Genomic DNA, 26,015 nt, shown 5'->3' on the forward strand with positions numbered 1-26,015 from the left:
GCCGGAATAAACGGAGATCGCCTCCTGTTGGGGCGCGGAGGACAGTCCAGGACCGGTGACAGGAGGCCATACCGTGGCGGCAGACGAGGCAGACGAGATCCGGGGCACCGCGCACGGGACCGCGCCCGTGCCCCTGTCCGTGCTGGACCTGGTGACCGTCGGAGCGGGCAGCACGGCGAGTGACGCCCTGCGCACCAGCGTGGCGCTCGCCCGGCTCACGGAGGCCCGGGGCTTCCACCGGTACTGGGTGGCCGAACACCACTCCATGCCCGGGGTGGCCTCCTCCTCGCCCGCCGTGATCCTCGCCCACCTCGCCGCCCACACCGGCCGCATCCGGCTCGGCTCGGGCGGTGTCATGCTGCCCAACCACGCCCCGCTGGTGATCGCCGAGCAGTTCGGCACGCTGGAGGCGCTCGCGCCGGGCCGCGTCGACCTCGGGCTGGGGCGGGCGCCGGGCACGGACGGGGCCACCGCCGCCGCCCTGCGCCGCACCGACACCCTCAACGAGGGCGCCGACGACTTCCCGCAGCAGCTCGCCGAGCTGACCCGGTTCCTGGACGACGACTTCCCGGACGGGCATCCGTACCGGCGGATCCACGCGATCCCGGGTCCCGTGCAGGGCACCTCGCCCGGCGGCGTGCAGTCCCCGCACCGCCCGTCCGTCTGGCTGCTCGGCTCCTCCGGCTTCAGCGCCCGGCTGGCCGGTCTGCTCGGTCTGCCGTTCGCCTTCGCGCACCACTTCTCCGCGCAGAACACCCTCCCGGCCCTGGACCTGTACCGGCAGACGTTCCGGCCCTCCGCCGTCCTGTCCGAGCCGTACGCCCTCATCGGCGTCAACGCGCTCGCCACGGACGACGAGCGGGAGGCCCGCCGGCAGGCCCGGGCGCTGGCGCTGAACATGATCCGGCTGCGCACCGGCCGGCCGGGGCTGTTCCCCGACCCGGACGAGGCCGAGCGGTACGAGTTCAGCCCGATGGAGGAGGAGTTCGCCACCAGCTGGACGGCGAACATCGTGCACGGCACGGTCGACGAGGTCCGCGCCGGCCTGGACGAGCTGCAGAAGCGCACCGGGGCCGACGAGCTGATGCTCACCTCGCACGCGCACCGCGGCGAGACCCGGCTGCGCTCCTACGAACTGATCGCGGACGCCTACGGATTGCCGACCGCGTAGGTCCGCGTCCCCAGCAGCTCGGAGATGCGGTCCGGCGGCACCGGACGGGAGTAGAGCCAGCCCTGTCCGGTGTCGCAGCCGATCCGGCGCAGCCGGGTGGCCTGCGCGGCGGTCTCCACGCACTCCGCGGTGACGGTCAGGCCCAGCCGGTGGGCGAGCTGGATCATCGCCTCCACGATGACCTCGTCGGCGGGGTTCGGCACGGCTCCCTTGGCGGTCTCCTCGTACTGGAAGCCGCGCACGAAGGAGCCGTCCAGTTTCAGCGTGGAGACCGGCAGGCGGCTGAGGTAGGCGAGGTTCGAGTAGCCGGTGCCGAAGTCGTCGATGGCGATCCGCACGCCCATGTCGCTGAGCGCCTGGAGAGCCTGGATGGGGCGGCCCGCGGAGCCCATCACCGCGGACTCGGTCAGCTCCAGCTGGAGCAGGTGCGGGGCGAGCCCGGTCTCGGCGAGGGTCTCGGCGACGTCGGCCACCAGGTCGGAGTCCCACACCTGCCGTACGGCCACGTTGACGCTGACGAAGATGGGCGGCTCGCCGGGCCGGTCGAGCTGCCAGCGGCGGGCCTGCCTGCAGGCGGTGACCAGCGCCCAGCGGCCCAGCGGCACGATCGAGCCGTCCTCCTCGGCCAGTCCGATGAACCGATTCGGCGTGAGCGTGCCGAACTGCGGGTGGTGCCAGCGGATCAGCGCCTCGACGCCGTTGAGCCGGCCGTCCTCCATGGCCACCAGCGGCTGGTATTCGAGGGCGAACTCCCCGCGGTCGATGGCGGGGCGCAGCGTGGAGGACAGCGCCTGGCGGGTCATGCGGTGGGCGTTGCGCTCGGGGTCGAACAGGGTCCAGCGGCCCTTGCCGTCGGCCTTCGCCCAGTACAGCGTCGTATCGGCGGCCTGCATCAGACCGGTGGCGGTGGTGCCCGCCGCGTGCCGTTCGACGACTCCGATCGAGGCGGTCAGCGACAGTCGGCGGCCGGCCAGGTCGAACGGTTCCTGGAGTGCCTTCAGCGCGGACTCGGCGAGGTCGGCGAGCTGTTCGGTGCCGGTGGAGTCCTCCACCAGCAGCGCGAACTCGTCGCCGCCGAGCCGGGCCACCAGGGGTGTGGCGGCCCGGGCGTACCCGGCCTCGTCGGCGACCCTGGTCAGGCGTTCGGCCACGGCCGCCAGGAGCCGGTCGCCGATCCGGTGGCCGAGGGTGTCGTTGACGGCCTTGAAGCCGTCCAGGTCCAGGTAGCACAGGCCGATCCGGCCGGTGCCGCTCTCCTCGTACGACTCCGCCTCCAGCGCGGCCGTGAGCCGCTCGAAGAACAGGGTGCGGTTGGGCAGCCGGGTCACCGGGTCGTGCATCTGCAAATGCCGCAGCCGGGCCTGGAGTTCGCGGCGGGCGCTGATGTCGGTGACGGACAGCAGGACGCCGGGGTCGTCGCCGCTCAGCGGGGCGATGGTGACCTGCGCCCACACCGAGTGCCCCGCGGGGTGCTTGATCCGGCGGGTGCAGCGCAGCCGGGCCCGCCGGCCGCGCAGCACCTCGTGGTAGGCGTGCCGGCTGCGCGGGTCCGAGCCCAGGTCGACCAGGTCGGCGGCGACCCGCCCGACGAGGGTGTCCGGGTCGATGCCGAGCAGTTCGCCGAGGGCGCTGTTGGCCGTGACGACACAGCCCTCGGGGCCCACGACCGCCATGGCGAGCGGGGCGTTCGCGAAGACACGATGATAGGTGGTGTGGTGACTTTCTGTGACGGCTGACCGGTCGAGGTCTGCCGCGGGCGTCGGCCCTTCGGACGTTCCGCTCACCGCTCGCTCCCGCGTGCACTCGATCTGAAGTCCGTGCCGGAAAGTGTGCCGATCATAGAGGCTGGCCCCGGGCCCTTCCAGCCACTCTCCAGTGTCCCGGACCGGGCACCGGTTCTGACAGATCGTTTCTGCCCGCACCTGGACGGGTTCTTCGGCCTGCCGACCAGTTGTGACGTTCCGTGAATGTTTCGGGAGGTCGAGAGCCGGGGTGCGCCGGCGCCCGGCGGGGGCGCGCTCACTCTTCCGGTGCAGACAAACAGGGCATAAACCAATGAATACCAGCAATCTGGGTGCGGGTCCCGCGAACCGCATCCGGAGGTCATGTCCGTGCCCAAGCTGCGCAGCACCGCCGCCGTGTTCACCACGATGTCGGCGCTCGCCGCGACCTCGATCCTCACCGGCCCCTCGGCCGCCGGGCCCTTCTCGCCGGAGCCCTGTGCCCTGCACCGCACCGAGGCCCACCACTCGGAGGGCGTGGACACCTGGAGCCCCGCCTATCCGCACCCGGCCGGCGCGCTCGACGCCGTCCTGGTCTTCCTGTCCTTCCCGGACGCCGCCCCGCGCACCACCCCGGCCCAGCTGACGGCCGACCACTTCCCCGCCACCAGCCGCTTCTACGAACAGTCGTCCTACGGCAGGTTCACCCTCCGCCCGCATCCGCTCGGGCGCTGGCTGCGCATGCCGCGCCCGTCGACGGCGTACGCCATGCGGCGGGACTGGAACGCCGAGGACCGGGCCGCCTACCTGCGGGACGCGTTCGCCGTGGCCGACAAGGAGGTCGACTTCTCCCGCTACCAGGTGGTCTACCTCGTCGCCGACCCGGACGCGCCCGGTGTCGACTCCGACGCCACGAAAGTCGTCAACCTGGACACGCCCCTGCGGGCGGACGGCACCGGCATCCGCCGGGTGGTCACCGTGTTCGAGCACCATCCACCGGACCGGCTGGTTCTCGCCCACGAGACCGGCCATGTCTTCGACCTGCCCGACCTCTACCACCGCCCGGCCGACGGCAAGGGCGACTGGGACACCCATGTCGGCGACTGGGACCTGATGGGCAGCCAGTTCGGTCTGGCGCCTGATCTGTTGGCCTGGCACAAGTGGAGACTGGGCTGGCTGGATCCGCGGCAGGTGGTGTGCGTGCGCGGCGCCACGCCGGCCCGCCTCACCCTGGAGCCCCTGGCGGCCGGGCCGGGCGTCCCGGTGCGGGACACGGCCGGCGCGCCCGCCTTCGGGCTCGGCCACGGCGTGAAGCTGGCCGTGGTGCGCACGGGCCCGGACAGCGCCCTCGCCTTCGAGGCGCGCGGCGCGGCCGGCGCCGACCGCGCGGTCTGCCGCCAGGGCATCCTGGTGTACCGGGTGCGCGGCGGCGCCCCGTCCGGCGACGGCCCGGTCCGGGTGGTGGACGCCCACCCGCGCACCGAGGCCTGCTGGGAGAACTCGGTCTATCCGCCCCTCGCCGACGCGCCGGTCTTCCTCGGCGAGAGCTTCACCGTGCCCGGGGAGGACGTGCGGGTGGCGGTGGAGGACAGGACGGCCTCGGGGGCGTGGACGGTGTCGATCACACCGGGCGTGGGGGACTGAGCGGGACGGCTGACGCGGGGCCGAGCGGGGCGGCGGGCGTATACGAAAACGACGGGCCGGATTCTTTCGAACCGGACCCGCCGTTTCCTTCGCGTGCGCCGCCAGGGACTCGAACCCCGGACCCGCTGATTAAGAGTCAGCTGCTCTAACCAACTGAGCTAGCGGCGCCTGCTGACGTCGTAGACCTTAGCATCCTGGTCGGCGGGGGGAGAAATCGACCTCCGCACGGCGGACCGGGCCGCGCCCACGGCCGCCCAGAGCAGCACCTCGGGACCGGGCAGCCGGGGATTCCGGCTGTCCGGGGCGATCAGCCAGCGGGCGGCGCCGGGCGCGTCGTCGCCGGTCGGGGCGGCCGGGGACGGGACGGTCACCGCGTCGCCCGGGCCGTGGCACAGCAGCGGTGGCACCGCCCGCGCCCGCCGGGAGCCCCGGTCCTCCCAGGCCAGCAGCGAGGGCAGCCGCTGGGCCGTGCCGGGGGCGGCGAAGAAGCAGCGTCCGGCCCCGGAACACCGCGACCGGGCCCACCGCCGCGCCCTCGCTCCACAGCCGCTCCAGCATGCGGCGCCCGAACGGCACCGGGGCGCTCACCACGTCGAAGACGGTGCCGCAGGGCAGCACCACGGGGGCGTCCGGGCGCTCCCGCCACAGGGCGAGGGTGCTGCGCGGGTGGCTGGCCGCCGAGGCGAGCCAGGCGACGCCGTCGGAGCCGGCACGGAGGACGTTCGGGGCGCTGGTCATGACACCCATGTCTACCGTGCGTGAGCATCCGGTTCTCCTGAGTTGCCGAAAACGGGGACAGAGGCGACTCGGGTGGAGTATCTTGCCCGCCTGGCATATGCCGGACGACTCGGCCACCGCCGGAGCGGGGGCCTGACCGGCCGCCGGGGGCCCGGAGCGGCACCGCGGCCCGGGCTCCGGGCCGCTACCGCAGGTCGGCCGGGGTGCGGTCGTCGCCGTCGCCGCGCATCAGGTCCCGGCCGAACTCGACCATCTTCTTCGCGTAGTCCTCGGTCCACTCCGCGCGCTCGGCGATGTCCGCCGGGGTCAGCCGGTCGAACCGGCGCGGGTCGGCGAGCTGGGCCGCCGCGACGGCCTGGAACTCCACGGCCCGGTCGGCGGCCGCGCGGAAGGCCTGGGCCAGCTCCGTCGCCCGGGCCAGCAGCTCCCGCGGATCCTCGATCGACTCCAGGTCGAAGAAGTGCTCGGGATCGGCGGCCGCCTCCGCGGGCTCGAAGAGCAGGGGCGCGGGGCGTAGCCGCGGTTCGTGGTGACGCGGCGTGGGCTCCGCCATGTCTGGTCTCCTCCTCGTACCGGTTCACGGGCACCGCCTTCGGGTGGGCCACCGTCCATTGTCCCGCGCCCGCGCAAGAGGCCCCGGGTGAGGAGGCGGGGAGGCCCCGGGTGAGGAGGCGGCGAGGCCCCGGGTGAGGAGGCGGCGAGGCCCCGGGTGAGGAGGCGGCGAGGCCCCGGGTGAGGAGGCGGCGAGGTCCCGGGGTGAGGAGGCGGCGGCTCTATCCCTGCACCAGCGGCTCCCGGGTGAACAAGGCGCCCAGGGCCGGCGCGTTCACCCGGCGGTCCGCCAGCCGCAGGCCCTCCCAGACCGTGACCTGGCTGGCGGTGAGCACCGGCTTGGACAGGGCCTTCTCCAGCAGCCCGAGGTGCGCGGCCGTGTGCAGGGCGGTGTGCGGCAGCAGCACGGCCTCGGCGTCCGCGGTGTCCGCCGCGCGGGCCAGGGTGAGCACGTCCTCCTCGTCCCAGGTGCCGACCTCCGCCGCGGTGACGTGCCCGGAGGCCCGCACCCCGGTCACCTCCAGGCCGCCGGCCCGCAGGAAGTCCGCGAACAGCGCGGCGAGGTCCTCCGGGTAGGGCGCGCCGACCGCGACCCGGCGGGCGCCGATCTCCCGGGCCGCGTGCACGAAGGCGAACGAGGTCGAGGAGGCCGGCATCCCGGCCAGCCGGGCCAGGGTCCGCACCTGGTCCTGGGCGCCGTCCCAGCCGTGCGCGAAGCCGCCGCTGGTGCACGCCCACACCAGCGTCTCGGCCCCGGCCAGCCGCAGCCCCGCCACCTCCTCGGCGAGCCGTTCGGCGGAGCCCGGCCCGCTCGGCGCCGACGGGCCGTACGCGTCCTCGCCGAGGTCGGTGTGGCTCAGGTCCACCCGGATGTCGCTGCCCAGGAGCTGCTCGATGCGCGGATAGTCGTCCTCGGCGAAGTGGCCCGGATAGAGGAATCCGAGTGCGGTCATGTCCAGCCTTCCTGCTGTCGCTTCCGGCGGTGCGGGCCGGGTTCCGGGCAGCGCCGTCCGGCGGCGCCCGGGGACGGCCCGGCGTTCCGGGTACCCAGCCCGCGCGGCGCCGCCCACCCGGTGCCCCGGTTGGCCGAGAACCCGCGGGTCCCGGCTGGCCGAGAACCCGCGCACCCGGGTGCTGCCGGGCCCGGTGCCCCGGTTGGCCGAGAACCCCGTACCCGCCGTACGGCCTGGTTGACGGGGGTGGGCGCGGGTGCGAGCGTGGTCCGGCCACGCGCGCCCCACGCGTGCTCCGCGCGCCCACCGCGCACAGCCCGCGCACCATCCGTTCAGGCCGGACGCCGGGAGCCGCCCCGCATGACGCCGCCGCACCCCACCGTCGTGGTCCTCGACGCCGACCCGCCGCCCCGGCTCGGCCGCCTCACCGGACGCGCCCGGATCGTGCGCACGGACGCGGCGCACCTGGCGGAGCGGCTGCCCGGCGCGGACGTGCTGCTGGTGTGGGACGTCGCCTCCCAGGCCGTGCGCGAGGCGTGGCCCGGCGGCGGTCCCCGGCCGCGCTGGGTGCACACGGCGAGCACGGGCGTGGACCATCTGCTGTGTCCGGAACTGGTCGCGTCGGACACGGTGGTGACCACCGCGCGCGGGATCTTCGAGCAGCCGGTCGCCGAGTACGTGGCGGCGCTGGTGCTGGCCGCCGCCAAGGACCTGCCGCGCACCCTCGCGGCGCAGCGGGAGCGGAGCTGGCGGCCCCGGGAGACCCGGCCGGTGGCGGGCACCTACGCGTGCGTGGTCGGCTCGGGCCCGGTCGGCCGGGCCGTCACGCGCACGCTGAAGGCCCTGGGGATGACGACGGCGCTGGTCGGACGGGTGCCGCGGACCGGTGTGCACGGCCCGGACGACCTGGACCGGCTGCTCTCCCGAGCGGACTGGGTGATCTCCGCGGCGCCGCTGACCGAGCGGACGTACCGCATGTTCGACACGCACCGGTTCAACGTGATGCAGCCGTCGGCGTTCTTCGTGAACGTCGGCCGGGGCGCCCTGGTCGACGAGGACGCCCTCGTCCACGCCCTGTCCCGGCGCTGGATCGCGGGCGCCGCGCTCGATGTGTTCGCGGCCGAACCGCTGCCGCCGGACAGTCCGCTGTGGGAGCTGCCGGGGCTGCTGGTGTCCCCGCACATGAGCGGTGGCACGGTCGGCCTGCGGGACGAACTGGCCGCGCAGTTCGTGGAGTTGTACGACCGCTGGGCGGCGGGCAGGTCACTGCCGAACGTGGTCGACAAGACGCGCGGGTACGTGCCCGGCCACTGAGCCCGGCCCGGCCGCGCACGCACGCGGCGACGGTCCCGGGAGTTCGTCAGTGAGGTCCCCTGGGCGCGGGCCGGCCAGGGTTCGATGCCGGCCCATGCTGGCGGCATATGCCCAAAGATCTCCGTCCCGGTGGGCAGGACGGGATCGCGCCGACCCCCTCTCCCCGGCCGCCCCTTCCCGGCTATCGTGGGCACGATCCGCCGACCGGATCGCGGCCCAGGGGGACCGAATGAGGATCGAGCCGACCGCCCCGTACGACTCCGCCCAGGACGCCCTGCGCGTGCTGGAGACCGTGGCCAGGCACCCCGCCGGCGCCACCGTGACCGAGCTGGCCCGCCGCACCGGCCTGGGCCCCGAGCGGCTCGCCGGCCTGCTGCGGATGCTGCGCCGGGAGGGCTACGTCGAGCAGGTCGACGAGGCCGCCTACGTCACCGGCGCCACCCTGCGCCGGCTCACCTCGGCGCACGACCGGGAGCGGGCCCTGCGCGACCAGCTCCAGCACCTCCTGGACCGGCTGCGCGACGCGGTCGGCGCGGCCGTCTACCTGAGCCGGTACGTCGACGGCGAGGTCCGGGTCACCCAGTACGCGGCCGGGCCGGCCACCCCGGCGGTCAACGAGTGGGTGGACTTCCGCTGCTCCGCCCACGCCACCGCCCTCGGCAAGAGCCTGCTGACCCAGCTGGACCACGAGGCCCGGCGCGACCATCTCGCCCGGTACCGGATGGCCCGGCTCACCTCGCGCACCATCACCAGCGACAAGCTGCTGCTGTCCCGGCTGGAGTGCCAGCCGCCGTCGGTGCCGGTGCTCGACCTCCAGGAGTACGCGGTCGGCACGGTCTGCGCGGCCGTGCCGCTCACCGCGGGCTCCTCGGCCGGCTGTCTGGCCCTGTCCCTGCCGGTGGCGCACGCGCACCGGCTGAAGCGGGCCGCGGACACCCTGAACCGGCACGCGGCGCCGGTGCTGCTCTCACTGACGCTCTAGACCTGTCCGGGGCCGTCCGGGGCGGTCACGAGCACCCCTCGGGACCGGGTAGTATTTTCTTCGTCGCCAGCCGCGGGAGCAGGAAATCCGCGGTCGGCGGGAGTCATGCGCCGCTAGCTCAGTTGGTTAGAGCAGCTGACTCTTAATCAGCGGGTCCGGGGTTCGAGTCCCTGGCGGCGCACGTGATCGAAGGGCCCCTCGCCGATGCGAGGGGCCCTTCGGCGTACCGGTCAGAAGGTGACGTCCGAGCAGGCGTAGAACGCGTTGCCCGTGTCGGCGACCGTCCACACCGAGACGATGACGTGGTGCCCGCTCAGACCGGACGGCAGGGTGCCGCTGTGGCTGAGCGTGGACGGCGGGCGCTGGCCGTTGTAGGGCACCGTCAGGAACGGCGTGAGGTTGAGGTCCGAGCGGGACAGGTTGTGGTTCTGGTTCCAGCCCTGCTTGGTGATGTAGTACCTGAAGTCCGTCGTGGCGTGCATGGCGGTGAACTGCCAGCGGAACGTGTACGACTGGCCGCCGGTCACCCTGGTGGTGGGCCAGTCCGTGCCGGACGGCGTCTTCGGCGCGCTGAGCGGGGCGAACTGCCCCAGCCCGGCGTTGCAGATCTGGCCGTCGGCGGGACCGCCGGCCGGGAAGCCCTTGGGGCCCTCGACGCTCTGCGGCTCCCACTGGATCTGGCCGCAGTTCGCCACGGTGCCGTTCTGGCAGAGCTTCTGCCTGCTGATGGGGAGGTCGGTGTAGCCGTGGCCGCTGGCGCCGCCGGTGGAGAGCGCGAAGGCTCCGGCGGTGACCGCGCCGAGGACGACCGCGGACAACTTGGTCTTGGTGCGCATGCTGCCGCTCCTGGAGGAGGTGAGGAGTTCGGTGAGCCGTGCCGGTAGGTCTAGACCAAGCCACAGATTATGGCCGCTAGATGAACATGTCCATACCAAAAGTGAGGCTGCCGCGCACCCTCCCTACACCGGCTCCCCGCGCCCCGAGCAGAACGCCACCGTGAGATCGCGGACCAGCACCTTGCGTTCGTAGTCGTCCAGTTCGACCAGCCCCCGCACGGTCAGCCGGGTCACCGTGTCCTCCACCGAGTCCACCACCGAGCCGAGCATGCTGGCCCGCTGCCGGGCGTCCAGCGCGGCGATCCGGCGCCGGTGCACGGCGGCGGCCACCTCCGGGGCGTACTCCACCCGGACCGGCTGCACCGAGAACACCTCCACGCCGACCGGCGCCGTCTCCTCCGCCACCAGCCGGGTCAGCGCGTCCCCGGCCGCCGTCGTCCCGCCCCGCGTCCCGCCCGCCGGCTCCACCGGCACCCGGGCCAGCGCCGCCTCCACGCACTCGCGCAGATACGTCTCGTGGTCGTCGACGCCGAGCAGCGCCCGCGCGGTGTCCCGCACCCGCCACACCACCAGCACCACCACCCGCAGCGCCAGCCCGTCGGGATCGGCGGCCGGCATGGTCTCGCTGCGCCAGTGCCGCAGCCGCACGTCCACCCGGCGGCGCGGCACCAGCGGGTTCACCCACAGCAGCCCGGTGCGCCGGACCGTGCCGCGGTACCGCCCGAACAGGCCCAGCACCCAGGCCCGCCCGGTCAGCCCCCGGGTCAGTCCGCCGAGGCCGAACGCCCCGAGCAGCCCGGCCCCGGCGTACGCGGCCCACTGCGCCGGTCCCAGGCCCGCGCCCGCGTACGCCGGCAGTCCCAGCGCCCCGGCCGGCAGCAGCCCCGCCCACCAGGTGGTGGCCGCGCAGCCGGTGAGCCCGCACGCCCCGGCGAGCAGCCCGGCCGCTCCCGGCAGCACCCGCGCCGGGCGTTCCGCCAGCTCCGGGTCGGCCCGGGGCAGCGGCCGTCTGCGCACCGCCGCCGGGCGGCGCAGCCGGGGCTGCTCTCCGGTGCCCTGCCGGCGGGCCACCACGGCCGGTCTCAGCGGCATCGCCACCGGGTCGGGATCGTCCCGGAAGAGCAGGTGGACGGGGATCTCGGTGGTCGCCTCGTTCTGGATCAGACGGGCCGGCCGGACTCCGGGACCGGCCCCGGAACCGTCCGACTGCCCCTCGGCACCGGACGGCGTGTGGGATGTGGTCGTACTCATGCGTGCTCCAGCCTCCGCGCCAGACGCGTCATGAAAGGGGGGTGGGATGTGCGGGAAGGTGCCGGGGCCGGCCGGGGCGGCGGCCGGACCGGTCAGGCGAACAGCCGGCGCCAGGTCTCCGGCCCCGGATAGCCGTCCGCCGCGCCGCCCCGCCAGCCCTGGGTGCGCTGGAACGCCTCGACGGCCCGCCGGTCCGCGTCGCCCCAGCGCGGGCCCGGGCCCAGCGGGTAGAACCGGCCGAAGCCCTTGCGCACCAGCTGGGCGCCGAGCCGGGTGACGTGGTCGCCGGCGGCGCCCGGCCGGAAGTGGTGCCGGCCGGGATAGCCGGGCACCCCGTGCGAGGCGGGCCGTCCGTCCGCGCCGGCCGCGCCCTGGTCCGGCCGGGCCGCCCGGGAGCCGGCCGCGCCCTTGGGCAGGCCCTTGTAGCGGTAGGGGACGTACTTGCCGGTGTTGTTCCAGTAGGGGTACGGGGTGGACTGGCGCCGGGCGTGCGGGGGTGTCTGCTCGTAGGCCGTGTAGGAGGTGTGCGTGTGGTCCGTCCAGCCGCCGAAGATCACCACGTGCGAGCCCTTCTCGGGGTTGTCGGGGTTGTGGTATAGCAGGATGTCCCCGGGTTGCAGCTCCGCCTTGGTGATCTTCACGCCGAACGAGCCGAGGCTGCCCGTCCACTCGTTGCCGGGCAGGCCCCAGGCCATGGAGACATAGCCCGAGCAGTCCTGCCGGTAACCGTCGGACCAGAAGGCGTACATGCTGTACGGCACCTTGGCGGCGACCCAGGTCTTGGCCCGGTTGATGATCTCGGTGCGGGTGGTGGCGGGGGTCGGGACGGCCGGGGACTTCGCGGGGCTGCCCGCCGGGCCGTGCAGCGGGGCCCTGGGGCCCTGCGGGGTGGCGGGCACGCCGTCGCCGGGCCGGGCCTCGCGGTGCGGGGCGTGGCCGGGGGCGGCGGCCGCGGCCGCCGGGGCCGCGCCGAGGGCGGCGGAGGCGGCGGCCACGACCACCACCGACCGGGCCGCCGGGTGGCCGCGGCCGGGCCGGGCCGGAGGGGGCGTCCGCCGGGTGCGGCGGCAGCCGGGACAGTCGCAGTCGCTCGCGGGATCGATTTCCTCGAACATCGGAGCGGTCATGCGATCTGCCTCACATTCGGGGGGACGTGTCCGCGAGGGTGCACGTTGATCAGTTTCCCAACCGCGTTCGGAACGCGCATTCTGACGGTCCGAATGATGTACGCGGGCCCCCCGGACGCCGGACGGACCTGCCCGGAGGTGGTGCGGAGCACCCCTGGGGTTCGGGTAGAGTTTCCCCTGTCAGCAGGCGCCGCTAGCTCAGTTGGTTAGAGCAGCTGACTCTTAATCAGCGGGTCCGGGGTTCGAGTCCCTGGCGGCGCACCGACGGAGAAGCCCCTCGCGCGAGCGGGGGGCTTTTCGTCTGCCCGGAGTCCCGAACGGCCGGTTACGCTCTGGCCATGGCAGCCCGGGACCTTCAGGAGCGGATCAAGAGACTGATCGTGGACGAGCGGCTGCCCTCGGGGGCCCCGCTGCCCACCGAACCGGAGCTGATGCGGCTCCTCGGGGCCAGCCGGAACTCGGTGCGCGAGGCCCTGAAGGCGCTCCAGGCGATGGGCATCGTGGAGATCCGGCACGGGTTCGGGACGTACGTCGGCTCGATGTCGTTCGCGCCGATGATCGAGGGGCTGGCCTTCCGGACCGTCGCCGGCCACTACCGCGGCGAGGACTCCCTGCTCCAGTTGCTGGAGCTGCGCGAGGCCGTGGAGACCGGGCTGGTGTCCCGGCTGGCCGGGCGGCTGCCGCAGGCGGACCTGGTGGAGCTGGAGGCGCTGGTGGAGCGGATGGAGCGGGAGGCCGCCGAGGGCACCGGGCTCGCCGCGACCGACCGCGCCTTCCACGCCACGCTCTACCGGGGACTGGACAACGTGCTGCTGGGCGAGGTGCTGGAGGCGTTCTGGGACGCCTTCCACCGGGTGCAGCGGGATCTGGTGGCCGCGCCGCAGGATCCGCGGGTCACCTGCCGCCAGCACCGGGAGATCCTGGACGCGGTGCGTTCCGGGGACTCGCTGCGGGCGGAGCGGGCCATCCGGGACCACTTCGGCCACCTCCGCGCCCGGCTGTCCCGGGTGGCCGCCGCCGACCGCTGACCGGGTCCGCTCATCCCGCCGGTCCCGCCGGTCCCGCCGTTCCCGTCAGGCCCGTGAGGTACGCGGAGACGACCACGTTCGCGGTGTAGCTGCGGCTCGCGCGGTCGAAGGTGCCGCCGCAGGTGATCAGGCGGAGTTCGGCGCGGCCCGGCTCCCGGGGACCGTACGCCTGGTGGGCGTCGAAGCCCTCGCGGGGCAGGACGCGGACGTCGTCCACGGTGAACTCGGCGACCTTGCCGTCCGCGCGGAACACCCGGACCCGCCGGCCGGGCCTGAGGCTGCCGAGCCGGTGGAACACCGCGGGCCGGGTCGCGGTGTCGACGTGGCCCACCAGCAGCGCCGGTCCGGCGGCGCCGGGCAGGGGACCGGCGCCGTACCAGCCGACCACGCCCGGCTGGTCGTAGGGCGGCGGGTCGACGGCGCCGTGGGCGTCCAGGCCGCGGGCCACCACCGGGGCCTGGACGCCCAGGGCCGGGATGTCCACGCGCTGGGGCACCGCGCCGGACAGCGGCCGTACCGCGCGCGGCAGCCGGGTGCCGTCGGCGGCGCGGCCCACGGCGAAGACGTCACCCGTGGCGGGGCCGTCCCCGCTCGGCGGCACGTCGGTGGCGGCCCGTCCCCACAGCCACAGCCCGCACAGCAGCAGCGTCCAGACCAGGCCGGCGGCCAGCCGCCCGGAGCCGGCGCCGCGCTCCCGGTCGTCGTCGGACACGGGCGGTCAGCGGGTCCCGCGGCTCCGGCGGGCGCGCAGCCCGACCGCGACCGCGGCGATCCCGGCGAGTGCCAGTCCGGTCACCGCCTGGCCGGTGGCGGGCCCGGAGCCGCCGGTGGCCACGGTGGCGAAGTGCGCGCTGCCGCCGCCGCCCGCGGGCACCGGGGCGACCGGCGAGGCGGGCGCGGTGGGCGGGCCGGCGGGCGCCGCGATCCTGGCGCCCGCCGGGCCGCCCACCGTGAGGCTGCCGGTGAGCATGCGGCCGGCGCAGGTCACCTTCACGGGGTAGGCGCCCGGCGGAAGGCCGGACCGGACGCGGGTCTGCCCGCTCAGCGCGCCCGGGGTGCCGGTCAGCCGGGCGTCGGAGACGAAGGCGGCCGAGACGGCGGTGCCCTGGTCGCCGGCGCAGCCGCCGGCCGTCAGCGTGATGTCGGCGCCCGGCGCCGGGGAGGCCGGGGTCACGGCGACCGCGCCGTCGTCCGCCGCGTGGGCCGCGGGAGCGGCCGCGGTGAGCGCGGCGGCGAACAGTGCGGTGCGGACAGTGAGGCGTGCTGAGCCCATCGTGAACCTCCAGTTACCAGGAGGCTCCCCCGCACCGGGCGCCCCCGCATCCTCGGGAGGCGCCCGGTGCTCCGATCGGGTGAGGCCGGTTCCGCCGGCCGACCGCGCTCAGACCAGGTCGACCAGGTCCGCGATGGAGTCGACGACCCGGGACGGGCGGAAGGGGTAGCGGTCGACGTCCGCGGGCCGGGTGACGCCGGTCAGCACCAGGAAGGTGCGCATCCCGGCCTCCAGGCCCGCGAGGACGTCGGTGTCCATCCGGTCGCCGATCATCGCCGAGGACTCGGAGTGCGCGCCGATCGCGTTCAGTCCGGCCCGCATCATCAGCGGGTTGGGCTTGCCCACGAAGTACGGCTTCTTGCCGGTGGCGGCGGTGATCAGCGCGGCGACCGAGCCGGTGGCGGGCAGGTCGCCCTCGGTGGAGGGGCCGACGTTGTCGGGGTTGGTGGCGATGAACCGGGCCCCGTTGTTGATCAGCCGGACGGCCTTGGTCAGGGCCTCGAAGGAGTAGGTGCGGGTCTCGCCGAGGATCACGAAGTCGGGCTCGTGGTCGGTGAGGATGTAGCCGATGTCGTGCAGCGCGGTGGTCAGGCCGGCCTCGCCGATGACGTAGGCGCTGCCGCCGGGCCGCTGGTCGTTCAGGAACTGGGCGGTGGCCAGGGCCGAGGTCCAGATGTTCTCCACCGGCACGTCCAGGCCCATCCGGCGCAGCCGGGCGTGCAGGTCGCGGGCGGTGTAGATGGAGTTGTTGGTGAGCACCAGGAAGGGCCGGCCGGACTCGCGCAGCTTCTTCAAGAAGGCGTCGGCGCCGGGGATGGGCACGCCCTCGTGGATCAGGACGCCGTCCATGTCGGTGAGCCACGACTCGATGGGCTTGCGGTCTGCCATGTGTTGCGTCTCCTGGCGTGTCAGCGGTCGGGAACGGGGGCGCCGGAACCACGGCGTACCGACGCCCCCACCCTAGTCAAGCCCGCTCGATCCCGACCCCGTCGATCACCCAGTACCAGTTGTTGCCGCCGGTGTACCGGAAGCGGACCCGGGCGCTGCTCGCGCCCGCCGGCACCTGGAGGGCGACGGTCTCGGTGCGCGAGGGCACGTCGGCGGTGTACGTGCGCACGGTGACCGGGGTGCCGCCGTCGTAGGAGACGAGGACCTCGCCCTTCTGCGGGGCCTCGTGCCGGTAGTAGGTGGTGTACGTCAGGACGGCCGGGCCGCCGCCGGTGACCGGGTAGGCGGGGCTGACCAGGGTGGAGTCGAAGGTGCCGGTGACCGCCTTGTCGCTCCACTCGTCGCCGTCGGCCACCGCGAAGACGTTCCGGGCCCGGATGTTGCCCTCGCGGTTCTGGTCGCGCTGGGCCTGGGTCCAGAACTCGTCCGTGGTGAAGGTCCAGCCGCGCCACTCGGTGACCCCGCCGCCGCCCATCGCGGAGTTGTCGACGGACCAGCCGGGCGGCGGGGTGTGGGTGAAGCCCACGGTGGCCGCCGGGATGCCCGTCTCGTCCACGCGGGTGCCCAGGGAGCCGCGCAGGGCGTCGAAGTCGTCGGGCGCGGGCCGCTGGACCGGGCGGCCGTCCAGGTCCCAGGCGGGGTCGAGCGGGATGCCGAGGTGGGCGAGGGCGGAGGCGGCGACGTCCGGCATCTTCACGTCGTGGCGCACCGATCCGGGCGCGAGCGCCGTACCGGTGGCGATGAGGAAGGTCCCCCGTTCCTGGAGGGTGGAGCCGCCGTGGCCGCCGGCGTCGGTGTGGCCGTGGTCGGCGGTGACCATGATCAGCCAGTCCTCGGCGGCGTACCCGGGCCGGGCCCGTACGGCGGCCACGAGCTGCCCGACCTGCGCGTCGGCGCCGTGGATGGCGTCCAGGTACTGCGGGGAGGCGGCGCCGTAGGTGTGGCCGGCGTGGTCGATGTTGTCCAGGTGGACGAAGACCGCGTCCGGATTCGCGTCGCGGAGCCGGGCGACCGCGCGGGCGGTGGTGCCGGTGTCGTACTCGGCGCCGGGCGTGGAGACGCGGGTGTCGACCTTCGCGGAGAACACGGTGTCGGTGAGCGGCGCCCAGGAGGAGACGGCGTACGTGGACAGGGCCGGCCTGGCCGTCTCGATACGGGTGAGGAAGTCCGGGTACCGGTCGAACCGGGAGCCGGTGAAGCTGTTGTCCTTGACGTTGTGCTTGTCGGGCCAGACCCCGGTGAGGATGGTCGACCAGCCGGGCCCGGAGAGGGTGGGGGCGAGCGGGTTGGCGTAGATGCTGCCGGGCGCGGTGAGACCGGCCGCCATCAGGGCGTCCAGGTTCGGTGCGTCGGCCTCCTTGATCCGGCCGAGCAGGGCGCCGTCCAGGCCGATGACCAGGACCTTGGGGGTGCGGGCGGCCGCGCGGGCGACGGCGGCGAGCGGACCGGCGGACGCGGCCGCCGCGGCGGCGGACAGCAGGAGGGTACGACGGGACAGGGGCACGGAGGACCTCCGGGGAAGGGCGGGCGTGCGGAGCGCTGCGGTCGTGCCACCGCCCCCGGTGGTGCCAGGGGCGGTGCGGTGCGTGCGGTGCTGCCCCTGGGGCGCGCGTTGTCGCGCGGCCGGCCGCGGCGGCGGGGCGGGACCCGCCGGGCCGGTGGACCGCCGCCGGCTCAGCCGCCGGTGGCGGACTTCCAGTCCTCGACGTACGACGTGAGGTTCTCCTCGATGTCGTCCCAGTCGGGCTGGAACACCTCGACGCCGTCCATCAGCCGGGTCAGCTCGGCGGCGCCCGCGCCGGCGGCCGCGACATCCCGGCGGACGGGGAAGCCGCCGCCGACCGGACCGGCCTCCTGCTGCTGCTTGCGGGCGAGCATGAAGTCGAGCAGCTTCCTGCCGTTCGCGCTGTGCGGGGCCTTGGTGACCAGGCCGGCCGCGTAGGGCAGGGCGAAGGTGGTGGGCCTGCCGCCGGGCCCGGCCGGGAACCAGATGCCGAGGTTCGGCATGGTCTTGGTCTGGGCGTGGCTCATCTGCACGTCGCCGTTGGCGACGAGGAGTTCGCCCTTGTCCACCTTGGGCGCCAGTTTGCCGGTGGAGGCGGACGGGCCGACGTTGTTGGCCTGGAGCCTCTTGAGGTAGGCGAGGGCCCGGTCCTTGCCGCCGAAGTCGTGGATCGCCTTGATCAGTACGGCCGTTCCGTCGCCGGCGACGCCCGGCGTGGAGTACTGGAGCTTGTTCTCGTAGCGGGGGCCGAGCAGGTCGTCCCAGGTCTTCGGGGGCTGCTTCAGCTCCTTCTTGTTGTAGACGAACCCGACGTAGTTGTTGACGACCGAGGTCCAGGTGCCGTCGGGGGCCTTGTCGGCGCCGGCGACCTGGTCGGCGCCGCGGGGGACGTACTTCTGGAGCAGGCCCTTGCCGGCGGCCTGCTGGATGAACGGCGGCAGGGTGACCAGCACGTCGGCCTGTGGGTTGCTCCGCTCCCGGACGGCGCGCTGCACCATCTCGCCGGAGCCGCCCTCGACGTAGGCGACCTTGATGCCGGTCTGCCGCTCGAAGTCCTCGAAGACCTGGTCGTACCAGCCGTCGCCGTTCTCGCCCTTGAGGCCGTCGGCGCTGTAGACGGTGACGACCTTCGCGTCGGAGGCGGCGGAGGAGCCGCCGCACGCGGACAGCGCGGGAGCGGCGAGGAGGACGAGGGCCACGGCGAGCGCGGGACGGGTTCTGGGCATGGCGGGACGGACTCCTGGCGTGGTGGCGGGAAGGACCGGGGGTGGGTCAGCGGTACGACGCCCGGGTGCGGACCCGGGAGACGGCGAACAGGACGAGCAGCGTCGCGGCCATGAGGACCACGGCGACGGCGGAGCCGGTGAACAGGGCGCCGCGGTCGGTGGCCGCGTAGACCAGGACGGGCAGCGGGATCCAGTCGGGCGGGTAGAGCATCATCGTGGCGCTCAGCTCGCCCATGGAGAGCGCGAAGCACAGACCGGCGGCGGCGGTCAGCGAGGGCAGCAGCAGCGGCAGCCGCACCCGCAGCAGGACGGTGGCCGGCCGGGCGCCGAGGGAGGCGGCGGCCTGCTCGTAGGCCGGGTCCAGGCGGGTCAGGGCCGCCGACACCGACTGGTGGGCGAAGGCGGTGACCAGCACGGTGTGCGCGGTGATCACGATCCACCGGGTGCCGTTGAGCAGCAGCGGCGGCTGGGAGAACGCCACCAGCACCGCCAGCCCGACCACCACCGACGGCACCGCGACCGGCAGCACGAACAGGGCGTCCAGCACCCGGCGGTGGCGCTTGCGCAGGGCCGCTCCGGCCAGCGCGGCCCAGGTGCCGGCGGTCAGCGCGAGCAGGCTGGCGGCGGCGGCCGTGAGCAGGCTGGTGGTGAGCGCCTGGAGGGACTCGCCCCGGGTGGCGGCACGGTAGTGCGCGGTGGTCGGGCCCGAGGGCAGGGCGCCGGACCAGTGGGTGGCGAAGGAGGCGCCCAGGACGACGAGGAGGGGCAGCGCGAACAGCGGCAGGAAGAGGACGAGGAAGACGGCCCACACGGCCCACCGGGCCTTGCGGCTATGCACCAGCACGACGGCTCACCACCCGGTACAGGCCGTACAGGCCCACGGAGATCAGGACGTTGACGACGGCGACCGCGCAGGCGCCCGGGTAGTCGGACTCCAGGATCGCCTTGCTGTAGACGAGCGTCGGCAGGGTGGTGACGCCCTTCGCGCCGGTGAACAGCACGATCCCGAACTCGTTGAGGCACAGCACCAGGACGAGGCTGCCGCCGGCCGCGAGCGCGGGCAGCGCCTCGGGCAGGATCACCTGCCGGACCACGCGCGGCGCCCGCGCGCCCAGCGAACCGGCCGCCTCCAGCAGGGCGGTGTCGAGCTGCGCGAAGGCGGCGAGCAGCGGGCGCATCACGAACGGAGTGAAGTAGGTGACCTCGGCCAGCAGCACGCCCCACGGGGTGGTGAGGAACGGGACGGAGCCGAGGATGCCGGTGGTGCCGTAGAGGAACAGCAGCGCCAGCGTGATGAGGAAGGACGGGAAGGACAGGTACACGTCGACGAACCGCGCCACCGCCTTCGCGCCCGGGAACGGTACGAAGGCGATGACCAGCGCCAGCAGGAAACCGAGGACCAGACAGCCGGCGGTGGCGGCGGGCGCCAGCCACACGGTGGTCCACAGCGCGTGCCGGAACGCCCCGGAGGCGAAGACGTCGGTGTACGGCCGCAGGGAGGTGCCACCGGTGTCGGGGCGCAGGGACTGCCGGACGACGAGGGCGAGCGGGTAGAGGAAGAAGAGGCCGAGCAGGGCGGCCGGGGGGAGGGCCCACAGGACGCGCCGGGTCATGCCAAGACCCCGGCCGGCAGCAGCACCGCGTCCTCGGGGGCGAAGTGCAGGGTCACCGGGTCGCCGTGGGCCGGCGGGTCCTTCAGCTCCCGCACGTCCGCCATGACGGAGTGGCCCGCGACCCGCACGTACAGCCGGTGCGTGGCGCCCCGCCACTGGATGTCGGTGACCGTGCCGCTGATCCGGTTGGGCCCCTCCCCCAGCCCGACCAGATGCGGCCGTACGCACAGCGTGGCCCGCGCTCCCGCGGCCGCGTCCCCGGTGTCGGCTTCCAGCCCGGTCCCCGCGAAGTCGACGCCCCGGGCCGCCACCGTGACCGGCAGCAGGTTGGCGCCGCCCACGAAGGAGGCGGTGAACTCGTCGGCGGGCGCCCGGTACAGCTCCCGCGGGGTCCCGCACGCCCGCAGCCGTGCCGTGTCCATCACCGCGATCCGGTCGGCCAGGGTGAGCGCCTCGATCTGGTCGTGGGTGACGTACAGCATCGACACGTCCGGCAGCTCGCGGTGCAGCCGCGCCAGTTCGGCGAGCATCCCGGAGCGCAGTCGGGCGTCCAGCGCGGACAGCGGTTCGTCCAGGAGCAGTACGCGGGGCCGGATGGCGAGCGCGCGGGCGATGGCGACGCGCTGCTGCTGCCCGCCGGACAGCTCGCGCGGGTAGCGGCGGGCGTGGCCGGCCATGCCGGTCAGCTCCAGCGCCTCGGCGACCCGCTGCCGTATCCCGGCCCGGGGTGTCCGGCGGGCCTTCAGCCCGAAGGCCACGTTGTCCTCGACGCGCAGGTGCGGGAAGAGGGCGTAGCTCTGCACGACCATGCCGATGCCGCGCCGGTACGGCGGGAGGTCCGTCACGTCCTCGCCGCCGAGGTACACCCGCCCGGACGCGGGCCGGACGAACCCGGCGACCGCCCGCAGCGCGGTGGTCTTGCCGGACCCGGACGGCCCGAGGAGCGCCATGACCTCGCCGGGCTCGACGGTCAGGTCGAGGGAGTCGAGGACGACCCGGCCGTCGTAGGCGACCGTGACGGAGTCGAAGCGGATGCTCATGTCAGCGGGCTCCGGCGAGCAGACCGGGCAGGCCGGCGACGGAGTCGAGGACATGGGTGGCGCCGGCGGCGGTGAACTCCGCGTCGCCGTGGGCGCCGGTGCGCACCCCGGCGACCAGGCCGGCCCCGGCGCGTACGCCGCTGAGCACGTCGTACGACGTGTCCCCGGCCACGGCGACCTGCCGTACGTCCTGCGCGGCCCGGGTCCGGAGGAACGCCTCCAGCACCATGTCCGGGTACGGCCGGCCGCGCCCGCCGGCGTCGGCCGGGCACAGCGTGAGCGGCACCAGGCCGCGCCAGCCGAGGGCGTCCAGGATGGCGTCCTGGGTGACCCGGGCGAAGCCGGTGGTCAGCACGACGGTGCGGCCGCCGGCGGCCAGTTCCTCGATGGCCTCGCGGGCGCCCGGCACCGGGGCGATCAGACCGTCGTCGACCAGGGCGCCGTACGCCTTCTCGAAGGCGGTGTTGGCGCGCCGGGCGCGGTCCTCGTCGCCGAACAGGTGCCGGAAGACGGAGATCTTGGACTCGCCCATGGTGGCGCGGACGTAGGCCAGGTGCCCGGCGTGCTCGGGGGAGCCGGGCTCGACGCCCAGTTCGGCGGCGGCCGCGGCGAAGGCGCGTTCGACCAGGCCGCCGTCGGCGACGGTCGTGCCGGCCATGTCGAGGACGACGAGCCGGATGTCGGGGGTGACGGGGGTCATGTCGGTGCTCACCAGCCCAGTTCGTTCGCGGTGGTCTCGGCTATGGCGGGGGCGCAGGTCATGCCGCGCCCGCCGGGCCCGGTGACCAGCCACACCCCGTCGCGCACCCGCTGGCGGTGCACGACCTTGCCGGGTTCGGTGCACTGCGCGTACACGCCCGCCCAGCGGCGCCGGACGCGCGGCAGCGGCCGGTCGAGGAGCGCTTCCACGACACCGGTGAGGTGCTCGTACGGCTCCTCCACGGTGTCGAAGGCGAAGGGGTGCTCGTACTCGTGGGTGTCGCCGATGGTCAGGCCGCCGTCGGCGCGCTGCACCATGAGCAGCTGCATCCGGTGCGCGGCGGCGGTCTCGGGCTGCGGCTGCCGGGCGTTCAGCTCGTCCAGCGCCGGGGAGGCGTAGGCCGGGTAGTAGCGGAAGCTGTCGGCGTCGGCGACCGAGGTGGTCAGCGGCTCGCCGAGCGGGTCGGTCTGCATCATCTGCAGCCGCACCCGGCGCACCGGCAGTGCGGGCCCGGCCAGTTCGCGGACCAGGCCGCCGAGCCAGGCGCCGGTGCACAGCACGACGGCGTCGGCCCGGTGCACGTCCCCGTGGTCGTCGCGCACGGTGCCGGGGCCGGTCACCTCGCGCACCTCCCGGCCGGGCAGGAACGTGTAGGCGGGGGACTTCAGCAGCTCCGCGCGCAGGGCGAGCTGGGCGGTGCGGGGCTCGACGGCCGCGTCCCGCTCGCAGTACAGGGCGGCGGTGAAGTCGCCGCGCAGGGCGGGGTTGAGGGCGCGGGCCTCGGCCGGGGTGAGCAGCTTGTAGCCCCGGGCGGCGGCGTCGGCGCGGGCCACGGCGGCCTCGGCGACGGCGAGTTCCAGCGGCCCGCGGACCGGGGTCAGCGAGCCGTTGGCCCGGAACCCCAGCGCCGGGACCCGGCCGCCGATCCCCTCCCACAGCTCCCGCGCCCGCAGCGCGGCCTCCAGCTCCGCGCCGGCGGCGCGCCCGCTGACCCAGATCTGCCCGAAGTTGCGCAGCGAGGCGCCGCGCGCCTCGGCCTCGCGCTCTATCTGTACGACCTGGTGGCCGCGTTCCACTGCGTGCCAGGCGTGCATGGTGCCCACCACGCCTGCTCCGACAACTGTCACTCTCACGGCGGCAACGCTCCTCGCTGTCCGGGAACCGGAGACATCCGGCTGACGACGAGAGCGTGAACGACCTCGCAAGTCTGGGCTAGACCCGTTATGTTTTCGTGATGTTCCGGGAGGGGTGATTCCCGGCCGTACGCGGACGATTCAGCCCGTGAGATGGGCGGTGAAGGAGAACCGGTCGCCCCGGTACAGCGACCGCACCCGCTCCAGCGGGCGGCCCCCGGTGTCCCGGGACACCCGGTGGATCAGCAGCATGGGCAGGGCGGGCGGGGTGCCGATGAGCAGGGCCTCGCGGGGCGTGGCCAGCACGGTCTCGATCCGCTCGTCGGCGTCCCCGAAGGAGATGCCCTGGGCGGCGAGATAGCCGTAGAAGGACGAGTCCGGGTCGAAGTCGCGGTCCAGCCGGGGCACCCGCGCGACGGCGACGTAGGTGCTCTCCAGGCCGACCCGCTCGTCGTCGGCGAGCAGCACGCGCTCCAGGTGCCAGACGGGTTCGCCCCGGGTGAGCCCGGTCTCGGCGGCGAGCGCCTCCGGGCACGGGAACCGGTCCAGGGTGACGAGGGTACGGCCGGGCGTCCGCCCCTGCCGGCGCACGCCCTCGGTGTAGCTGGCCAGGGACAGCGGCTGGGCCAGCTTGGGCCCGGCGGCCACCGTGCCCCGGCCCTGACGCCGCAGCCGCCCCTCCAGCACCAGCTCCCGCACGGCCTGCCGCACGGTCTCCCGCGCCACGTCGTACCGCTCGGCGAGGTCCCGCTCGGTGGGGATGAGACCCCCCTCCCCCAGCTCCTCCAGCAGCGCGGCGATCCGCGCCTTCACCGCGTAGTACTTGGGAATGCGCCCGTGCTCGGGAATGCCGGCGCGGACGGGGGCACCGGGGGCCTGATCGTTCGGGTAGTCCACGGGAGGGATCGTCGCAGACGGGGGTGGCGGGCCGGGGGCGGGGGCGGGAGCGGGGTCAGCGGCGGGGGCGGGGGGCGGGCCGAGGGGCGGGGGCGGATCGGGGTCAGTGGCGGCCGCGGGAACGGGTAGGCGGCGGCAGGTCAGCGGCGGGCGCGGGACCGAGGTCAGCGGCAAGGGCGGGAACAGGTAGGCGGCGGGGGCGGGAACGGGGTCAGCGGCGGGGGCGGGAACGGGGTCAGCGGCGGGCGCGGGAGCGGAGGTAGGCGGTGGTGCCGAGGGCGATCAGGGCGGTGACGGCGGCGAGCAGCCCCTGGGCGAGCCCGAGCCCGCCGGTGCGCGCCAGCTCGTGCGGCCGCTCCCCGGCGTCCCGCGCCTCCCGGGCGAGGGGGAAGTCGGAGTGCGGGGAGGAGCCCGGGGACGGGTCCGTGGCGTCGGTGCCGGCGGGGAGGGACGGGGCGGCGGAGGTCGGGACGGGGGGTACGGCCGCGGCGTCCAGGGAGTTGGGGGTGGGCTCGGCACCCTGCGGGTCCTGGGTGCCTGCGGTGTCCGGGTCGCGGGTGCTTTCGGTGTCCGGGTCTTGCGTACCTTCGGCGTCCTGCGGGGTGTCGGTGCCCCGGGGGTCCCGGGTGTCGTGGGGGTCCGGGGTCCTGCGGGGGTCTCCGGTGCGCTGCGGGGGCCCGTCCCCGTCCCGGGTGACCTGGAAGCGGTAGGCGCCGGACGCGCCGACCCAGTCCCCGTCCTGGCCCCGCCGCTGGACCACGGCGGTGTTGGCGGTGACCCGGCCGGGTACGGCCTCGGAGGTGAACGAGAGCCGGACGCGGACGCTGACGGTCCGGCCGGGCGGCACGGTGAACCCGGCGAAGCCGGCGCCGTCCAGCACACCGACCAGTTCCTGCGCGTCGGTGGCCTCGAAGGTGACCGGCCGGACCCGGGAGCCTTCGTAGAAGTCCATCCGGGGCTGGCCCGGCCGCAGCGCGCGTGCGTCGTCGACGAGGACCACGACCGGGTGGATGCCGGCGCAGCTCCGGCGGGTGGTGTTGCTGAGGTCGATGTACCAGGTGCCGTAGCCGCCGCCGGCCTCGTAGGAAGCGGGACCGCCCCGGATCCGGCCGGCCAGCGGGAAGGTCCCCGCGTCGGCACCGGCACAGGACGGGCCCGCGTCGGCCTGGGCGGCTCCCGGCGACCCGGGGACGACGACGGTGGCGGCGGCTGCGGCGAGGCAGAGGGACAGGGACGTGCACAGTCGCATGAACACATGACCATGCCGGACGAACCGGACGAACGCCGACGCCATGCCGATCCCCCCGGGAAGTCCCCTCGAACAGCGGGGGCAACGGCGACGCGGCGGGCACGCCGTCCTGGCCGTGGACGACACCGGCCGGGCCTGCCGGTGGCCGGTCGCGGACCCGGCTCCTCGCAGGGATGAGATTCTGCGGAGCCGCCCCGGTCCCGGGCTGCGCCTGCCAGGATGCCGCGGGTGTCGACCACCACAGACCTCTGGCACCACTACGGCCGCACCCGCGCCGGACGCGACCATGCCGTCCCGAGGACCTTTCACTGGAGCTGGAGCCAGGACGGCGGACCCGGCCCGGAGGTCCTGGGCGACCTGACCGGTGCCGTCGTCGGTGACCTCGGCGCCGGCGCCGCCTGGCACGCCGCCTGTCTGGCTGCCCGCCACACCCCCGCCCGCGTCGACGCCGTCGACGCCTCGCCCGCGCAGTACGCCATGGCCGCCGACCTGTTCGGCCACCTGGCACCGCGCCTGCGCATCCTCCGCTCCGATGCCGTGCGGCACCTGCGGGACACGGCCGGTACCTATGACGTGCTGTACAGCGTCTTCGGCGCGGTCGACTTCACCGACCCCCGCGCGCTGCTGCCGGCCGCGGCCATCGCCCTGCGGCCCGGCGGCCGGCTGGTGTTCTCCACTCTCGCCCACTACCTCGGTGGCGCCCCCGCCGAGCCTGACGTCGTACCGGCCGGCATCCCGGCGCGAACGCCGGACGGAGAAGCGGCCACGCTGCGCCGCTGGGTGCTCCGGGAACACGTCTGGACGAAAGTCCTGGACGACTCCGGATTCACCCGGATCAGCACCGACCTGCTGCCGCCCACGGCCGACGGGCGGCGCAGCGCGGCCACACTGCTCGTGCAGGCGGTCGTACGAGACCGCCCTCCGCCTCGCGGGCATCCGCATCCGGACCCGGCGCTGGCCAAGCCGGCCAAAGGGCCAGAACCTCGCCCGCTTGCAGGCGGGAGCGACCACGGCCCCGGTTCGGCCGGGGCGGCTTGCCCGCCCCGGGTCTGATCGTCCCGTCACCGCTCGGGGCCACGGCACCCTGTCCGCTCGGGGACCGGTCGTCCCGTCCC

23 protein-coding genes, 3 tRNA genes and 2 pseudogenes are annotated in these 26,015 nt (G+C 74.7%); 8 read left to right on the forward strand and 20 right to left on the reverse strand.

Annotation, left to right across the window (positions count from 1 at the left end; all coding sequences use genetic code 11):
• Positions 1-73: 73 nt before the first annotated feature.
• Positions 74-1,171: an LLM class flavin-dependent oxidoreductase gene (locus tag ACH4OA_RS05360; RefSeq protein WP_397939629.1), complete on the forward strand. Its 1,098-nt coding sequence runs from the start codon at positions 74-76 to the stop codon at positions 1,169-1,171.
• Here the strand turns inward: ACH4OA_RS05360 and ACH4OA_RS05365 are convergent.
• The gene (locus ACH4OA_RS05365) at positions 1,150-2,955 is read right to left on the reverse strand and encodes a putative bifunctional diguanylate cyclase/phosphodiesterase (RefSeq protein WP_397967741.1); all 1,806 of its coding nucleotides are present in this window, start codon (positions 2,953-2,955) and stop codon (positions 1,150-1,152) included. The genes ACH4OA_RS05360 and ACH4OA_RS05365 overlap by 22 nt on opposite strands.
• A gap of 321 nt (positions 2,956-3,276) precedes the next feature.
• Here ACH4OA_RS05365 and ACH4OA_RS05370 point away from each other — a divergent pair, with 321 nt between their 5' ends.
• Entirely contained in the window at positions 3,277-4,536 is a 1,260-nt protein-coding gene (locus ACH4OA_RS05370; RefSeq protein WP_397947325.1) for a M6 family metalloprotease domain-containing protein, read from the forward strand.
• Positions 4,537-4,630: 94 nt separating this feature from the next.
• On the opposite strand, the gene ACH4OA_RS05375 is transcribed toward ACH4OA_RS05370, so the two are convergent.
• The 4 genes and pseudogenes from ACH4OA_RS05375 to ACH4OA_RS05390 form a co-directional block, all read right to left on the reverse strand.
• A tRNA-Lys gene (locus ACH4OA_RS05375) sits at positions 4,631-4,704 on the reverse strand.
• Positions 4,695-5,274 (reverse strand): annotated as a pseudogene (locus ACH4OA_RS05380) (bifunctional DNA primase/polymerase). The gene ACH4OA_RS05375 and the pseudogene ACH4OA_RS05380 overlap by 10 nt, the downstream one beginning before the upstream one ends.
• Positions 5,275-5,458: 184 nt before the next feature.
• Complete coding sequence (locus ACH4OA_RS05385; RefSeq protein ID WP_365875944.1) at positions 5,459-5,827, reverse strand: hypothetical protein; 369 nt, start codon at positions 5,825-5,827, stop codon at positions 5,459-5,461.
• A gap of 220 nt (positions 5,828-6,047) precedes the next feature.
• The gene (locus ACH4OA_RS05390) at positions 6,048-6,779 is read right to left on the reverse strand and encodes a decarboxylase (protein ID WP_397967744.1); all 732 of its coding nucleotides are present in this window, start codon (positions 6,777-6,779) and stop codon (positions 6,048-6,050) included.
• Between the two features lie 360 nt (positions 6,780-7,139).
• Between ACH4OA_RS05390 and ACH4OA_RS05395 the strand changes: the two genes are divergently transcribed.
• From ACH4OA_RS05395 to ACH4OA_RS05405, 3 genes are all read left to right on the forward strand, one after another.
• Positions 7,140-8,093, forward strand: coding sequence for a D-2-hydroxyacid dehydrogenase (locus tag ACH4OA_RS05395; protein ID WP_397947327.1), 954 nt, complete (start codon positions 7,140-7,142; stop codon positions 8,091-8,093).
• A 229-nt stretch (positions 8,094-8,322) separates the two neighbouring features.
• Positions 8,323-9,075, forward strand: a complete 753-nt coding sequence (locus ACH4OA_RS05400) for an IclR family transcriptional regulator C-terminal domain-containing protein (RefSeq protein WP_365883950.1) — start codon at positions 8,323-8,325, stop codon at positions 9,073-9,075.
• A gap of 107 nt (positions 9,076-9,182) precedes the next feature.
• Positions 9,183-9,256 (forward strand) — tRNA-Lys (locus tag ACH4OA_RS05405).
• 49 nt (positions 9,257-9,305) lie between these two features.
• On the opposite strand, the gene ACH4OA_RS05410 is transcribed toward ACH4OA_RS05405, so the two are convergent.
• The 3 genes from ACH4OA_RS05410 to ACH4OA_RS05420 form a co-directional block, all read right to left on the reverse strand.
• A complete protein-coding gene (locus tag ACH4OA_RS05410; protein WP_365883723.1) occupies positions 9,306-9,911 on the reverse strand; it encodes a lytic polysaccharide monooxygenase in 606 nt (201 codons plus the stop codon).
• 123 nt (positions 9,912-10,034) lie between these two features.
• Positions 10,035-11,162, reverse strand: a complete 1,128-nt coding sequence (locus ACH4OA_RS05415) for an SPFH domain-containing protein (RefSeq protein ID WP_365883724.1) — start codon at positions 11,160-11,162, stop codon at positions 10,035-10,037.
• Between the two features lie 92 nt (positions 11,163-11,254).
• Positions 11,255-12,289: a peptidoglycan-binding protein gene (locus ACH4OA_RS05420; RefSeq protein WP_365883725.1), complete on the reverse strand. Its 1,035-nt coding sequence runs from the start codon at positions 12,287-12,289 to the stop codon at positions 11,255-11,257.
• Positions 12,290-12,476: 187 nt separating this feature from the next.
• On the opposite strand from ACH4OA_RS05420, the gene ACH4OA_RS05425 reads away from it, so the two are divergent.
• A tRNA-Lys gene (locus tag ACH4OA_RS05425) sits at positions 12,477-12,550 on the forward strand.
• 77 nt (positions 12,551-12,627) lie between these two features.
• A complete protein-coding gene (locus tag ACH4OA_RS05430) occupies positions 12,628-13,317 on the forward strand; it encodes a FadR/GntR family transcriptional regulator (RefSeq protein WP_397941083.1) in 690 nt (229 codons plus the stop codon).
• Positions 13,318-13,327: 10 nt separating this feature from the next.
• On the opposite strand, the gene ACH4OA_RS05435 is transcribed toward ACH4OA_RS05430, so the two are convergent.
• The 12 genes from ACH4OA_RS05435 to ACH4OA_RS05490 all read right to left on the reverse strand — a co-directional run bounded on the left by ACH4OA_RS05435 (position 13,328) and on the right by ACH4OA_RS05490 (position 24,900).
• Positions 13,328-14,029, reverse strand: a complete 702-nt coding sequence (locus ACH4OA_RS05435; protein WP_397967747.1) for a class F sortase — start codon at positions 14,027-14,029, stop codon at positions 13,328-13,330.
• Between the two features lie 6 nt (positions 14,030-14,035).
• Positions 14,036-14,590 (reverse strand): hypothetical protein, encoded by a 555-nt coding sequence (locus ACH4OA_RS05440; RefSeq protein ID WP_397967750.1) that lies wholly within the window; start codon positions 14,588-14,590, stop codon positions 14,036-14,038.
• A gap of 108 nt (positions 14,591-14,698) precedes the next feature.
• Positions 14,699-15,478 carry an HAD-IIA family hydrolase gene (locus ACH4OA_RS05445; RefSeq protein ID WP_365872304.1) on the reverse strand — a complete coding sequence of 260 codons (780 nt, stop codon included), beginning with the start codon at positions 15,476-15,478 and terminating at the stop codon, positions 14,699-14,701.
• 76 nt (positions 15,479-15,554) lie between these two features.
• Positions 15,555-17,042 (reverse strand): alkaline phosphatase family protein, encoded by a 1,488-nt coding sequence (locus ACH4OA_RS05450; protein ID WP_397967753.1) that lies wholly within the window; start codon positions 17,040-17,042, stop codon positions 15,555-15,557.
• Between the two features lie 170 nt (positions 17,043-17,212).
• Entirely contained in the window at positions 17,213-18,268 is a 1,056-nt protein-coding gene (locus tag ACH4OA_RS05455) for a 2-aminoethylphosphonate ABC transporter substrate-binding protein (protein ID WP_397967755.1), read from the reverse strand.
• A gap of 46 nt (positions 18,269-18,314) precedes the next feature.
• Positions 18,315-19,112, reverse strand: coding sequence for an ABC transporter permease (locus tag ACH4OA_RS05460; protein ID WP_397967757.1), 798 nt, complete (start codon positions 19,110-19,112; stop codon positions 18,315-18,317).
• Positions 19,099-19,881, reverse strand: a complete 783-nt coding sequence (locus tag ACH4OA_RS05465; protein WP_397967759.1) for a 2-aminoethylphosphonate ABC transporter permease subunit — start codon at positions 19,879-19,881, stop codon at positions 19,099-19,101. The genes ACH4OA_RS05460 and ACH4OA_RS05465 overlap by 14 nt, the downstream gene beginning before the upstream one ends.
• Positions 19,878-20,921, reverse strand: coding sequence for an ABC transporter ATP-binding protein (locus tag ACH4OA_RS05470; RefSeq protein ID WP_397941091.1), 1,044 nt, complete (start codon positions 20,919-20,921; stop codon positions 19,878-19,880). Before ACH4OA_RS05470 ends, ACH4OA_RS05465 begins: the two co-directional genes overlap by 4 nt.
• 1 nt (position 20,922) lies before the next feature.
• A complete protein-coding gene (locus ACH4OA_RS05475; protein WP_397947409.1) occupies positions 20,923-21,621 on the reverse strand; it encodes a phosphonatase-like hydrolase in 699 nt (232 codons plus the stop codon).
• An 8-nt stretch (positions 21,622-21,629) separates the two neighbouring features.
• Positions 21,630-22,754: a TIGR03364 family FAD-dependent oxidoreductase gene (locus ACH4OA_RS05480; protein ID WP_397967761.1), complete on the reverse strand. Its 1,125-nt coding sequence runs from the start codon at positions 22,752-22,754 to the stop codon at positions 21,630-21,632.
• A 141-nt stretch (positions 22,755-22,895) separates the two neighbouring features.
• Complete coding sequence (locus ACH4OA_RS05485; protein WP_397947344.1) at positions 22,896-23,651, reverse strand: GntR family transcriptional regulator; 756 nt, start codon at positions 23,649-23,651, stop codon at positions 22,896-22,898.
• A gap of 235 nt (positions 23,652-23,886) precedes the next feature.
• Positions 23,887-24,900 carry a hypothetical protein gene (locus ACH4OA_RS05490; RefSeq protein ID WP_397947345.1) on the reverse strand — a complete coding sequence of 338 codons (1,014 nt, stop codon included), beginning with the start codon at positions 24,898-24,900 and terminating at the stop codon, positions 23,887-23,889.
• A 219-nt stretch (positions 24,901-25,119) separates the two neighbouring features.
• Between ACH4OA_RS05490 and ACH4OA_RS05495 the strand changes: the two are divergent.
• A pseudogene (locus ACH4OA_RS05495) lies at positions 25,120-25,803 on the forward strand (methyltransferase domain-containing protein); the annotation flags it as partial.
• Between the last annotated feature and the right edge of the window lie 212 nt (positions 25,804-26,015).

The organism is Streptomyces sp. NPDC017095, from assembly GCF_044332325.1.
Classification (GTDB): Bacteria; Actinomycetota; Actinomycetes; order Streptomycetales; family Streptomycetaceae; genus Streptomyces.